This is a genomic window from Phenylobacterium sp., from assembly GCF_030654915.1.
Lineage (GTDB): Bacteria > Pseudomonadota > Alphaproteobacteria > Caulobacterales > Caulobacteraceae > Phenylobacterium.
Window position 1 is genome coordinate 1 of the sequence record NZ_JAURWM010000189.1, and the last position, 12,743, is coordinate 12,743.

At 68.1% G+C, this 12,743-nt stretch carries 8 protein-coding genes and 1 tRNA gene; 4 read left to right on the forward strand and 5 right to left on the reverse strand.

Translation table 11 applies throughout. From position 1 onward, the window contains the following. Both Q7T84_RS09700 and Q7T84_RS09705 read right to left on the reverse strand, forming a co-directional pair. Positions 1-683 (reverse strand): cation diffusion facilitator family transporter (locus Q7T84_RS09700; RefSeq protein WP_304808212.1); only part of this gene is annotated, 683 nt, incomplete at its 3' end. 53 nt (positions 684-736) lie between these two features. Then, the gene (locus Q7T84_RS09705) at positions 737-1,822 is read right to left on the reverse strand and encodes a citrate synthase/methylcitrate synthase (RefSeq protein ID WP_304808214.1); all 1,086 of its coding nucleotides are present in this window, start codon (positions 1,820-1,822) and stop codon (positions 737-739) included. Positions 1,823-1,897: 75 nt separating this feature from the next. Between Q7T84_RS09705 and Q7T84_RS09710 the strand changes: the two genes are divergently transcribed. Both Q7T84_RS09710 and Q7T84_RS09715 read left to right on the forward strand, forming a co-directional pair. Beyond that, on the forward strand, positions 1,898-3,070 hold the full coding sequence (locus Q7T84_RS09710) for a citrate synthase (RefSeq protein WP_304808216.1): 1,173 nt from the start codon (positions 1,898-1,900) through the stop codon (positions 3,068-3,070). Positions 3,071-3,136: 66 nt separating this feature from the next. Then, positions 3,137-3,955: a hypothetical protein gene (locus Q7T84_RS09715; protein ID WP_304808218.1), complete on the forward strand. Its 819-nt coding sequence runs from the start codon at positions 3,137-3,139 to the stop codon at positions 3,953-3,955. A 184-nt stretch (positions 3,956-4,139) separates the two neighbouring features. Here the strand turns inward: Q7T84_RS09715 and gltB are convergent, their stop codons facing one another. Both gltB and Q7T84_RS09725 read right to left on the reverse strand, forming a co-directional pair. Then, a complete protein-coding gene (gltB, locus tag Q7T84_RS09720) occupies positions 4,140-8,669 on the reverse strand; it encodes a glutamate synthase large subunit (RefSeq protein ID WP_304808220.1) in 4,530 nt (1,509 codons plus the stop codon). A gap of 140 nt (positions 8,670-8,809) precedes the next feature. Continuing rightward, positions 8,810-10,258, reverse strand: coding sequence for an NAD(P)-dependent oxidoreductase (locus Q7T84_RS09725; protein ID WP_304808222.1), 1,449 nt, complete (start codon positions 10,256-10,258; stop codon positions 8,810-8,812). A 221-nt stretch (positions 10,259-10,479) separates the two neighbouring features. Between Q7T84_RS09725 and Q7T84_RS09730 the strand changes: the two genes are divergently transcribed. Next, positions 10,480-11,280, forward strand: coding sequence for an undecaprenyl-diphosphate phosphatase (locus Q7T84_RS09730; RefSeq protein ID WP_304808224.1), 801 nt, complete (start codon positions 10,480-10,482; stop codon positions 11,278-11,280). A gap of 42 nt (positions 11,281-11,322) precedes the next feature. Here Q7T84_RS09730 and Q7T84_RS09735 read toward each other — a convergent pair whose 3' ends face one another. Further along, entirely contained in the window at positions 11,323-12,294 is a 972-nt protein-coding gene (locus Q7T84_RS09735; RefSeq protein ID WP_304808226.1) for a complex I NDUFA9 subunit family protein, read from the reverse strand. Positions 12,295-12,462: 168 nt separating this feature from the next. Between Q7T84_RS09735 and Q7T84_RS09740 the strand changes: the two genes are divergently transcribed. Then, a tRNA-Leu gene (locus Q7T84_RS09740) sits at positions 12,463-12,549 on the forward strand. Positions 12,550-12,743 lie beyond the last annotated feature (194 nt).

Below are 12,743 nucleotides of genomic sequence, written 5' to 3' on the forward strand. Positions count from 1 at the left end.
ATCCGGGCGCGGTCATCATCTGGCAATTCGCGATCCATCAATTGGTTCGCGGCTTGGCGGAAAACACTCACCGCTCCCCACAGCAGCAGCGCCGTGATGATGAGGGCGGCGATGGCGTCAAGGTTCCCCCAGCCGAACCAGACCGAAGCGCCGATCCCGAGCAGCGCCACGGCGTTGGAGGCCAGGTCGGTGGCGTAGTGCGCCCGGTCGCCGGCCACGGCCACCGAAGCGGTTCGTTTCAACACCTGGGTTTGGGCGGCGATCAACAGGCCGGTCATTACGGTGGAGACCGCCATGACGGCGATCGCCCAGCCCTCTTGGCGCAGTTCGTGCGGCTGGAGCAGATTGTGAATGGCCTCTCGCCCGATCAGCGCCGCCGAGGCGAACACCAGGCCGCCCTGGATCAGGCTGGCGAAGGCTTCGGCCTTGCCGTGTCCAAACCGATGCTCGGCGTCGGGCGGCGCCGCCGCGTAGCGGACGGCGAAGAAGGTCACCAGCGAAGCCAGCAGATCGAGACCGGAATCCGCCGCCGACGCCAGCAGCGCCACCGAGCCGCTCGCCAGCCACACAACCCCCTTCAATGTCACCAGCACGGCGGCCACGCCAACCGAGGCCAGGGTGATGCGGCGGGTCAGGCGCGAGCTTTCGGCGGCGGTCAGGGGCGGCGGGGTTTGGGCGGTCATTCCCCCTGTCTAGCCTCGCCGCCCGAGCAACCCCAGCGCGAACGACTCTCGGGTCAGGCCGCCTGGCGCGGCTCGGGTCCGACATAAACCGATTGCGGGCGTATCAGCCGGCCGCCGGCGACCTGTTCGCGGGCGTGGGCGATCCAGCCGGCGACCCGGCCCATGGCGAAGACGCAGGTGAAGGCGGCGGGCGGGAAGTCGAGGGCCTCTAGCAGCAGGGCTGTATAGAACTCGACATTGGTGTCCAGCGCCCGGTCAGGCTTGTGCTCCTTCAGGATCGCCAGGGCGGCTGATTCCACGGCCTCGGCGAAGGCGATGCGGCCGGGGCGGACGTTCGAACCCTCGCCCATCTTGCGGACCGCGGTTTTCAGGGCGTCGGCGCGGGGGTCGCGCACGCGGTAGACGCGGTGGCCAAAGCCCATCAGCCGGTCGCCGCGCGCCAGGGCGCTTTCGATCCAGGCGCGGGCGTTGGCGGGCTCGCCGATCTCGTCGAGCATCTCGATCACCGGGCCGGGCGCGCCGCCGTGCAACGGACCCTTCAAGGCGCTGATCCCGCCCAGCACCGCCGAGGTCAGGCCCGCCCGCGTCGAGGCGATCACGCGGGCCGCGAAGGTCGAGGCGTTGAGGCCATGGTCGCTGACCGTGACCAGATAGGTGTCGAGGGCGTCGATCTGCGCCTGCGTCGCCGGCTTGCCGCGCAGCATTCGCAGGATGTCGGCCGCATGGGGCAGGCTGGCGTCGGGGGCCACCGGGGCCTCTCCGGCCTGGCCGCGCACCACCGCGGCGGTGAAGACGGCGGGCGCCGCCAGCAGCCGCAGGGCGGTGGCCAGGTCGTCGCCATCGGCCAGCCGCGCGGTCAGGGCGCGCATGGCCTCGATCGGCGAGCGGTCCAGCAGGCCGGTGTCGAGGCCGGCGACCTCTGAAAACACCTCGACCCGCGCGGCGCCCAGCGCCGCCGTCAGGTCGGCCGGCAGATCATCGAAGAAGCCGCTGAACAATAGGCTGGCCAGGTCCTCGAAACGTGCTCGGCCGGCCAGTTCGTCCAGCGAACGGCCGCGGATGATCAGTACGCCGCGCTGGCCGTCCACTTCGGACATCACGGTGTGCGCGGCGACAACGTCTTCAAGGCCATCGGACATGGCGTATCTCCTCTTGCTCCGCGCGATATTTGCCTCCAAGCTTGATGGGTCAATCTTGATCAATATAATCAACATATGACGAGCCAAGCCGCCAAACCTGCCGATTGGATCGCCGCCGACGAGGCGCGCTCGCGCCTGGGCGTGCGGCCGCAAACGCTCTACGCCTATGTCAGTCGCGGTCGGGTGCAGGTGCGGGCCGACCCGCACGATCCGCGCCGCAGCCTCTATCGCGCCGCCGACATCGCCTCGCTCGCCGACCGCAAGACTCGCAGCCGCAAGGTCTCCGACGTCGCCGCCGGGGCCATCGCCTGGGGTGAGCCGGTGCTGGCCTCGGCGATCACCACCGTCTCGGGCGGGCGGCTGTTCTATCGTGGTCGTGACGCGGTCGAGCTTTCGCAGACCGAAACCCTCGAGGCCGTCGCCCGGCTGCTGCGCGGCGGCCATGGCGCGGCGCTCAAGCGCACCGACCGTCCCAAACCGCCGGAGGGCGCGGACATGCGCAGCCGCGCCTTCGCGGCCCTGGCCACACGGGCCGGGAGCGATCCGCCGGCCCGTGGCCGCAATCCCCTGGCCCTGGCGGTTGAGGCCGCGACCCTGCTCGATGTCCTGACCGACGCGGTGGCCGGCGAGGTCGGCGGCGGCGCGATCGCCAACCGCCTGGCCCTGGCCTGGGGCCTGGGTCCCGGCGGACCGGGCGCGGACTTGATCCGTCGGTCTTTGGTGTTGCTGGCCGATCATGAGCTGAACGCCTCCACCTTCGCCGCCCGGGTCGCGGCCTCCACCGGCGCCTCGCTCGCGGCCTGCGGCCTGGCCGGACTGGCGGCGCTCTCAGGCCCGCGCCACGGCGGCGCGGCGGCGGCGGTCCAGAGCCTGGCGCGCGAGGCGGCCCAGACCAGTCCCCGCGCCGCCATCGCCGCGCGGTTGGCCGAGGATCGCTCCATCCCCGGCTTTGGTCATCCGCTCTATCCGGACGGCGATCCGCGCGCCGAGGCGCTGCTGGACCGCTTCGAGCCAGCGCCGGACACGGCCCGTCTGCGTTCGGCGGTCGAGGCGGTCACCGGTCTGCCGCCCAATGTCGATTTCGCGCTGGTCGCGATGTCGCAAAGCCTGAAGCTGCCGCAGGACGCGCCCTTCGCCTTGTTCGCCGTGGCCCGATGCGCGGGATGGATCGCCCACGCGATCGAGCAGGGCCAGACTGATCAACTGATCCGCCCTCGCGCGCGCTATGTGGGCGTGGAAGTCGCCTGACGCGTTTCTCTTCTGGCGTCAGTCTCGATTTCCATCAATCCTCAGGTTGTATCTGGGAGATTGGTGATGATTGGCGCGACGCTGTTGGGCTGGATCATGTTGGCGCTGATCCAGGTCATGGCCGCCGAGGCGGGATATCGCCTCCACAATTGGGCCAGGGCGCGCCGTAAGGAAAATCCCGACGACGAGGATGAAGGCTCGGGCTACGTCCTCAGCGCGGCGCTCGGCCTGCTCGGCCTGTTGATCGCCTTCGTCTTCAGCATGGCGGCGGCCCATCACGAGACCCGCCGCGATCTGGTTTTGCGGGAGGCCGATGCGATCTCGTCGGCGGTGCAGCACTATCAACTGCTGCCCGAGCCGCACCGCACGGTGCTGATCTCGACCATGGCCGACTATGTGAAGGTGCGGCGGGCGTTCTTCGACGTCGGCGACGACTTCGACAAGATCGACGAGACCATGGCCCGCACCGAGGCGCTGCAGGAGGTGATCTGGAACGAGGCCGGCGTGGCCTTGGCGATCCCGCAAGCTCAGCGGCTGACCGTGCCGGTGTTGAACGTCACCAGCCAGATGTTCGACTCCGCGGCGCTTCGCTACGAGGCCCTGAACGTCAAGGTGCCCGACCGGGCGCTACAGGTGCTCATCCTCTACGCCGTGGTCACCGCAGCGATCATGGGCCACGGCCTGGCGCCGGGCGGGCGGCGACACTTCACCTCGACGGCGGGCCTCTTCCTGCTGATCGCCTTGGCCATCAGCCTAGTCATCGACCTGGACAGCCCCCGCGTCGGCAGCGTCCACGTCTCCCAGGCGCCGATGGAACGGGTGATCAAACAGGTGCTGGCGACAGCGGCTAAGCTGCCGCCTGCGGCTCGGACCTCAAACCCCTGAAACCCTCCTTCCGGTTGATGGAAGACCCCCAATCAAGATCGTCATCACCGGGCTTGTCCCGGTGATCCATACGCGCCGACAGCCCAAATAAATCCCGGACCTCGATGTCTATGGATGGCCGGGACAAGCCCGGCCATGACGACCTTTAGGGTGGGTGGCGCACAGGAATAGGCCTGCGAAAGCCCTAAGCCCGGTGGTGGACCGCCTCTTCCTCGGCCAGCGGCTTGTCGAGGCGGCCGACCATTTCCTTGGGCACGACCTGCCAGAACTTGCCGAGGTGGCGGTCCCAGTCGCGCAGGATGCCGGCGGCGAAGGCTGAGCCGGTCTCGCGGGCGTGCTCCTCGACCAGGCCCTTGAGCTCGGCCTCCCAGGCCCGCGTCCCGATCCGCTGCACCACGACGCTGTCGGTGTTCAGCATGGTCAGGAAGCGGTCGTGCAGATCGAGCACGAAGGCCATGCCCCCGGTCATGCCGGCCGCGAAGTTGAAGCCGACCGGCCCCAGCACCACCGCCCGGCCGCCGGTCATATATTCCAGCCCGTTGGCGCCCATGCCCTCGACCACCGCCACGGCGCCTGAGTTGCGCACGCCGAACCGCTCGCCGGCCAGGCCGGCGGCGAACAGTTTCCCGCTGGTCGCCCCATAGAGGACGGTGTTGCCGAGGATGGCGTTGGTCTCCGGCGCGGCCAGGTGCGGCGAGGGTCGGATGATGATCGTCGCGCCCGACAGGCCCTTGCCGACATAGTCGTTCGCCTCGCCGGTCAGTTCGATCCGCAGGCCCTGGACCGCGAAGGCTCCCAGGCTTTGCCCCGCCGAACCCTTGAGCTGCACGGTCAAGTGCCCGGCCGGCAGGCCGTGCATCCCGAACCGCCGCGTGATGTGCGAGGAGGTCCGCGAGCCGATCGCGCGGGCGGTGTTCTGCACCGTGTAGGTCAGCTGCATCTTCTCGCCCCGCTCCAGCAGCGGCGCGGCGTCGCGCACGATCTGGGCGTCGAGGGTGTCGGGCACCTCGTTGCGGCCCTCCACCGTGCAGTAGGGCGCGTTGTGGCCGGGGTCAGCCTTCACCAGCAGCGGGTTGAGGTCGAGGTCGTCGAGGTGCTCGCCGCCGCGGCTGACCTGTTGCAGCAGGTCGGTGCGGCCGACGATCTCGGTCAGCGACCGGAAGCCTAGCGAGGCGAGGATTTCGCGCACCTCCTCGGCGATGAAAGTGAAGAGGTTGATCACCTTCTCCGGGCTGCCGGAGAACTTGTCCCGCAGCGCTTCGTCCTGGGTGCAGACCCCCACCGGGCAGGTGTTGGAGTGGCATTGGCGGACCATGATGCAGCCCATCGCGATCAGGCTGGCGGTGCCGATGCCGAACTCCTCGGCGCCCAGCATCGCGGCGATGACGATGTCGCGGCCGGTCCGCATCCCGCCGTCGGCCCGCAGGCGCACCGAGTGTCGCAGGTTGTTCAGGGTCAAGACCTGGTTGGCCTCCGACAGACCCATCTCCCACGGGCCGCCGGCGTATTTGATCGAGGTCTGGGGTGAGGCGCCGGTGCCCCCGACATTGCCCGAGATCAGGATCACGTCGGCCTTGGCCTTGGCGACCCCAGCCGCGATGGCGCCGATGCCGGTCATGGCCACCAGCTTCACGCAGACGCGGGCCTCCGGGTTGATCTGCTTCAGGTCGTAGATGAGCTGGGCCAGGTCCTCGATCGAATAGACGTCGTGGTGCGGCGGTGGCGAAATCAGCATCACCCCCGGCGTCGCGTGGCGCAGCTTGGCGATCAGTTCGGTGACCTTAAAGCCCGGCAGTTGCCCGCCCTCGCCGGGCTTGGCGCCCTGGCTGACCTTGATCTCGATCTCGCGGCACTGGTTCAGGTATTCGGCGGTCACGCCAAAGCGGCCCGAGGCGATCTGCTTCACCGCCGAGTTCGGGTTGTCGCCGTTGGGCAGCGGCTTGTAGCGGGCCGGGTCCTCGCCGCCCTCGCCGGAGACGCTCTTCGCGCCGATCCGGTTCCTGGCGATGTTCAGCACGCCGTGGGCTTCCGGCGAGAGCGCGCCCATGCTCATGCCCGGCGTCAGGAAGCGCTTGCGGATCTCGTTGACGCTCTCGACCTCATCCAGCGACACTGGCTTGGCGCTCGAGCGCAGGTCCAGCAGGTCGCGTAGCTGGATGGTCGGCATCCGGCGCATGCCCTCGGAGAAGGCCTTGTAGGTTCCGTAGTCGCCGGTGTCGCAGGCCCGCTGCAGGGTGTGGATCATCCGCGCCTCGAAGGCGTGGCTCTCGCCCGAGCGCCGCGCCTTGTAGAAGCCGCCGACCGGCAGGCTGATGGCCGCCGCGTCCCACGCCTTGCGATGCAGTTCGACCGCCTTGGCTTCCAGACCGGCCAGGCCGATGCCGGAGATGCGCGAGGGCATCCCGGGGAAGAACTCGGCGACCAGCGCGCGGGAAAGCCCCACCGCTTCGAAGTTGTAGCCGCCGCGATAGGAGGAGATCACTGCGATCCCCATCTTGGCGATGATCTTCAGCAGCCCGCCCTCGATGGCGTGCTTGAAGTTCGTGCAGACCTCGCGCAGCGACAGTTCGCCGGTCAGGCCGCGTTCCATCCGGTCCTGGAAGCTTTCCTGGGCCAGGTAGGCGTTCACCGCCGTCGCCCCTACCCCGACCAGCACCGCGAAATAGTGGGTGTCGAGGCACTCGGCCGAGCGGACGATGATCGAGACGTAGGAGCGCAGGCCCTTGGACACCAGCCAGGCGTGGACCCCGCCGGTCGCCAGGATCATCGGCAGCGCCACCCGGCCCGGGCCGCTGGCCTCGTCGCTGAGCACGATGGTGGCGCAGCCGCGCAGGGCTGCGTCCTCTGCCTCGGCGCGGATGCGGTCGAGATTGGCGCGCAGGGCGTCGCCCGGCCGGCTCTCATCGGCCGGGATCGGCATGGTGGCGTCGATCACCGCGACGTTCTTTTCGCCGATGAAGCCGATGATCCGCTGGTACATCCCGGTGGTCAGCACCGGGCTTTCCAGTACGAAGACGTCGGTCTGGGCTTCGTCCTGAGCCAGGATGTTGCCCAGGTTCTTGAACCGGGTCTTCAGGCTCATCACGCCCGTCTCGCGCAGGCTGTCTATGGGTGGGTTGGTGACCTGGCTGAAGTTCTGGCGGAAGAAGTGCGACAGCGGCCGGTATTGGTCGCTCAGCACCGCCAGCGGCGTGTCGTCGCCCATGGACCCGACAGCTTCCTTGCCGTCCTCGACCATGGGGGCGAGCAGCAGTTCGATGTCTTCCAGGCTGAGGCCGGCGGCCACCTGCCGGCGGACCAGTTCTTCGCGGCCATAGGCGCGCGGTTCGGGCCCTGGCGCGATCTGCGTTTCCAGATCGACCATGTTGCCCAGCCACTGGTCGTAGGGGTGGCGCTGGGCCAAGTGGTCGATGATCTCGTCCTCGCCGTAGAGCCGGCCCTCGGCCAGATCGATGGCCAGCATCCGGCCGGCGGCGATGTGGGATTTCTTGACGATGCGGGCCTCGTCGATCCGGCACATGCCGGCCTCCGAGCCCATGATCAGCAGGCCGTCGTCGGTATAGGTCACGCGCAGCGGGCGCAGGCCGTTGCGGTCCTTGCCGGCCACCACCCAGCGGCCGTCGCTGGCGCAGATGGCGGCTGGGCCGTCCCACGGCTCCATCACTGAATTGCAGTAGGCGTAAAGCGCCTTGTGCGCCGGCTTGATCTGCTCGTCCGAGCGTGAGTTCCAGGCTTCCGGCATCAGCAGCGCCTTGGCCATCGGCGCGTCGCGCCCGGCGCGGACCAGCACCTCGAAGGTGTTGTCCAGCGCCATGGAGTCCGAGCCGTGCGGGTCTTGGATGACCGGCTTCACGTCGTCGCCCAGTTCTCCGAAGGCGTCGGCCGCCATCCGGATCTCGTGCGACTTCATCCAGTTGACGTTGCCTTTCTTGGTGTTGATCTCACCGTTGTGGGCCAGCATCCGGAACGGCTGAGCCAGCCGCCATTCGGGGAAGGTGTTGGTCGAATAGCGTTGGTGGAAGATCGCCACGGCGGCGGAGAACCGCTCGTCGCGCAGATCGGGATAGAACTCGTCGATGTGCTCGGCGAGGAACATGCCCTTGTAGATCAGCTGCCGGGCCGAGAACGAGCACAGGTAGAAATGTTGGATGCCGGCGGCGGCGACGCGCTTTTCGATCCGCTTGCGGCACAGGAACAGCGCGCGCTCCAGCGGCTCGCCCGACAGGCCGGGCGGCGGGGAGAGCATGATCTGCTCGATCTCGGGGCGGGTGGCGTTGGCCTTCTCGCCGATCACCGAGGTGTCGACCGGCACCTGGCGCCAGCCATAGATATAGAAGCCGAACCGCAGGGCCTCGGCCTCGACGATGGTCCGGGCGGCTTCCTGGGCCGACAGGTCGTTGCGTGGCAGGAACACCTGGCCGACCGCGATGGGGCCGGGGCGTAAGGTATGTCCGATGCGGGCCACTTGGTCGGCGAAGAAGTCCTGCGGCACCGACAGCAGCACGCCGGCGCCGTCGCCGGTCTTGCCGTCGGCGTCGACCGCGCCGCGGTGCCAGACCGACTTCAGCGCGCGCAGCGCCAGCTCGACCACCTCGCGGCGCGGCTTGCCGTCCAGCGCGCAGACCAGCCCGACCCCGCAGGCGTCGCGCTCGTCGCCGGGGCTGTAGGCGTGGCCGTCCGTGAGCAGTTGGCGGTTCTCCAGATACCGCGCCATTTCCTCATCACCGCTCGTCCCGGCGAGGGCCGGGATCCAAGCTGAGGTTGGAAGTTCCGCGAGGACCGAAGAGGTGTCGAGGCTGCTTGGGTCCCGGCTTCCGCCGGGATGAGCGGGGGAGAGGTGGTCGCTCATGTGGCTCACTCCGCCGCGACCAGCGCCGGGGCGCTGGCTTGGGCTTGCAGGTGGTTGTGGATGGCGTCGGCGGCGTCGCGGCCGTCGCGGATGGCCCAGACCACCAGGGATGCGCCGCGCACGATGTCGCCGGCGGCGAATACGCCGGGCAGGCTGGTCTGCATGGTTTTGAAGTCGGCCTTCAGCGTGCCCCAGCGGGACACCGCCAGGTCCGGCGCGCCGAACTGGGTCGGCAGGTCCTCGGGATCAAAGCCCAGCGCCTTGATCACCAGATCGGCCGGCAGATCGAAGTCGCCGTTCTCGACCTCCTCCGGCGCCGAGCGTCCGGTGGCGTCGGGTGGGCCGAGCCGCATGCGCGCGGCGCGCAGGCCGGTGGCGCGTTCGGCCTCGCCCAGCACCGCACGCGGCGCGGCCAGCCACTCGAAGACCACGCCTTCCTCTTCGGCGTGGCCGACTTCGCGGGCCGAGCCCGGCATGTTGGCGCGGTCGCGGCGATAGAGGCAGGTGACGGACTTCGCGCCCTGGCGCATGGCTGTTCGCACGCAGTCCATGGCGGTGTCGCCGCCGCCGACCACCACCACGTCGCGTCCGGCGGCGTTCAGTTCACCGCTCTCGAAGGCCGGGACCTGATCGCCCATGCCCGTGCGGTTGGAGGCGATCAGATAGTCCAGCGCCGGTGTGACCCCGGCCGAGCCCGCGCCTGGCAAGGCCAGTTCGCGCGCCGCATAGACGCCGGTGGCGATCAGGACGGAGTCGTGCCGCTGGCGCAGTTCGGCGAGCGAGGCGTCGCGGCCGACCTCGAAGCCCAGGCGAAATTCGATTCCGCCCTCGGCCAGCCGGCGGGTCCGGCGCTCGACTACGTCCTTTTCCAGCTTGAAGCCGGGGATGCCGTAGATCAGCAGGCCGCCGGCCCGGTCGTGGCGGTCATAGACCGTGACCTCGTAACCGCCCTCGCGCAGCCGCTCGGCGGCGGCCAGGCCCGCGGGGCCGGCGCCGATCACCCCGACCGACTGGCCGCGCGGCTTGCCGGGGACCAGCGGCTGGACCCAGCCCTCTTCCCAGGCCTTGTCGGTCAGGTAGCGCTCGACCGCGCCGATGGTCACCGTGCCGTGGCCCGACTGCTCGATGGTGCAGGAGCCTTCGCACAGCCGGTCCTGGGGGCAGATGCGGCCGCAGATTTCCGGCATGGAATTGGTCGCCTGGGAAAGGGCGTAGGCTTCTTCCAGCCGACCCTCGGCGGTCATCCGCAGCCAGTCGGGGATGTTGTTATGGAGCGGGCAATGGGTCTGGCAGAACGGAATGCCGCATTGCGAGCAGCGCGAAGCCTGCTCGCTCGCCTTGGCGTCGATGAAGTCGGCGTAAATTTCGTGGAAATCGCCTGAACGCGCCTGCGCCGCCCGCTTGGCGGGGGTGGTCCGCTCGACGCTCGTGAACTTCAGCATTCGTTCGGCCATGGCCGCACCTCCACGCCCGCACCCCGGGCGAAGGCGTTCTAGCGGCCAAATCGCCCCTGCGAAACGGCATGGTAAAATATCGGGACTAATACGAGTCTGTCGCAGTCTTCGCAGCGTCTACGGAGTGTGTGTTATGACATTTTGGTCCATAAATGGGATGAACGCTAAATTTACCCTGTTCTAGGCCCCTGTTCGTCCATCTTCGCCCAAAGGAGTCGCCCGTGCCGGATTGGATCGCCGCCGTCATTCTTGGTCTTGTCGAAGGCCTGACGGAGTTCATTCCAGTCTCGTCGACGGGCCACCTGCTGCTGACCAAGAAGCTGCTCGGCCTGCCCAGCGGCTTCTGGGACACCTTCAGCGTCATGATCCAGCTCGGCGCGATCCTGGCCGTCGTGGTGGTCTACTTCCAGAAGCTGTGGACGGTGCTCATCACCCTGCACAGCGATCCCAAGTCCCGCTGGTTCGCGACGAGCGTGTTGCTCTCGGTGCTGCCGTCGATGGCCATCGCCTTCGTGGCGCACGACTTCATCAAGACCGTGCTGTTCGAAAGCGTGGTCCTCATCTGCGTGATGCTGATCCTCGGCGGAATCGTTCTGCTGGTCGTCGATCGTTGGGCGCCCGAGCCCAAGGAGCACGACGCCATGCAGCTGTCATGGCAGCGGTCGCTCGGTATCGGCTTCTGTCAGTGCCTAGCCATGGTGCCGGGCGTGTCGCGTTCCGGCGCGACGATTGTCGGCGGCGTGCTGCTGGGCATCGACCGCCGGGCGGCGGCCGAGTTCTCGTTCTTCATGGCCATCCCGACCATGGTCGGGGCCTTCGCCCTGGACTTCTGGTCGAACCGCGACGTGCTCACCGGCGAGAACCTGGAGATCATCGCCATCGGCTTCGTCGTCAGCTTCCTCTCCGGCCTGATCGTGGTGAAGACCATGCTCGACTTCATCAACCGCTACGGGCTGGCGCCCTACGGCTGGTGGCGGATCGGCGTCGGCCTGATCGGCCTGGGCGTCGTGTTCCTGGGTTAAGAGTCAGATGCTCCCCCGCTGGGGGAGCATCTAAGTCTTCGCTTAAGCCGCCGGAACGATCTGGTCGGCGAACTGGCCGCCCTTGCGGAAGCGATAGAGATAGGTCGGCAAGATCGCCTCGACGGTGATCGGCGAGGTCACGCCCAGCTGCGCCAAGCCCGGCAGGGCCGGGTCGACGACATTGTCGGTCTTCAGCAGTTCGACCTGATCGGCGGTGAGCGGCGGGGCGATCGGCGTCACCGCCGCGATCGGCTGGCATAGCTTGCCGATGATGGAGGCGATCGGGAACGGCAGCCGCACCAGGCCGCGACGGCGCTCGACCTGGACCAGCACCTGCTCGAGGACTTCGCGGAAGCTGTAGATCCCGGGACCGCCCAGCTCGAAGGTCTTGCCCGCGCAGGTCTCGTCGGTCACCGCCGCCGCCGCGGCGCGGGCCAGGTCGCTGACGAACACCGGCTGGAACTTGGTCTCGCCGTCGCCGATCAGCGGCAGCACCGGGCTGAACACGCTCATCTGGGCGAACTTGTTGTAGAAGCCGTCGCCCTGGCCGAACACCACCGAGGGGCGCAGGATCACCGCGTCAGGATGGGCTTGGCGAACCGCGGCCTCGCCTTCGGCCTTGGAGCGTGCGTAGTGCGAGGTCGATTCCAGGTCGGCTCCAATGGCCGACAGCTGCACCAGCCGGGTCACGCCCAGCTCATGGGCGGCCTTGGCGATGTTGCGCGCGCCGTCGACGTGAACAGCGTCGAACTTCTGGCGGCCGGTCTCATAGAGAATGCCGACCGTGTTGATGCAGGCCTGGGCCCCGCGCAGCGCCCGGCGAACCGAGGCCTCGTCGCGAATATTGGCCTGGACCACCTCGACCTGACCGACATCGCCCATCAGGCGCATGGTGTGGGCCAGATGGGGCTGGCGAACGGCGACGCGGATGCGCAGGCCGCGCTTTGCGAGGGCCCGCACAGTCTGAGTTCCGATGAAGCCCGATCCGCCAAAGACCGTGACCAGATCCTGCATGTCGTCCGCCTGCGAATAAAAGCGCTGAAAACGAAGGGGTTTGGAGCCGTTCGGATAGACGATGCGGCGCCGCGCCGCAATGCGACTTACATAACTCACAATGAGGGCGTTGACCGGGATCAGGCGGCGCCCTAATAAGCGCCCCTCGCGCGATCCAAAGCGGGTCGGGCCCAGGTGGCGGAATTGGTAGACGCGCTGGCTTCAGGTGCCAGTGGCCGTAAGGTCGTGGAGGTTCGAGTCCTCTCCTGGGCACCATCCTTTTGAAAAGGATGGTGCCTTTCTAAACTCCCAGACATTGGTGTGGTTCGGCTTTTCCGTAACGCGATGCGTTGGGACGTCGATGAGTCCCCGCAAAACCTGGAAGCCGAGCGCCGGCGCGCCCCATCTTCCACCGTTTGGACGGCTTAGGTTCCTGGGCGCCGTTCCTCTCTCTATATAGGAGAGAGATA

What these genes read in the sequence shown, in the direction of transcription:
- gltB (WP_304808220.1), bottom strand. Translation starts at nt 8,669, where the DNA reads ATGGCGCGGTATCTGGAGAACCGCCAACTGCTCACGGACGGCCACGCC.
- Q7T84_RS09715 (WP_304808218.1), top strand. Translation starts at nt 3,137, where the DNA reads ATGATTGGCGCGACGCTGTTGGGCTGGATCATGTTGGCGCTGATCCAG.
- Q7T84_RS09705 (WP_304808214.1), bottom strand. Translation starts at nt 1,822, where the DNA reads ATGTCCGATGGCCTTGAAGACGTTGTCGCCGCGCACACCGTGATGTCC.
- Q7T84_RS09735 (WP_304808226.1), bottom strand. Translation starts at nt 12,294, where the DNA reads ATGCAGGATCTGGTCACGGTCTTTGGCGGATCGGGCTTCATCGGAACT.
- Q7T84_RS09710 (WP_304808216.1), top strand. Translation starts at nt 1,898, where the DNA reads ATGACGAGCCAAGCCGCCAAACCTGCCGATTGGATCGCCGCCGACGAG.
- Q7T84_RS09725 (WP_304808222.1), bottom strand. Translation starts at nt 10,258, where the DNA reads ATGGCCGAACGAATGCTGAAGTTCACGAGCGTCGAGCGGACCACCCCC.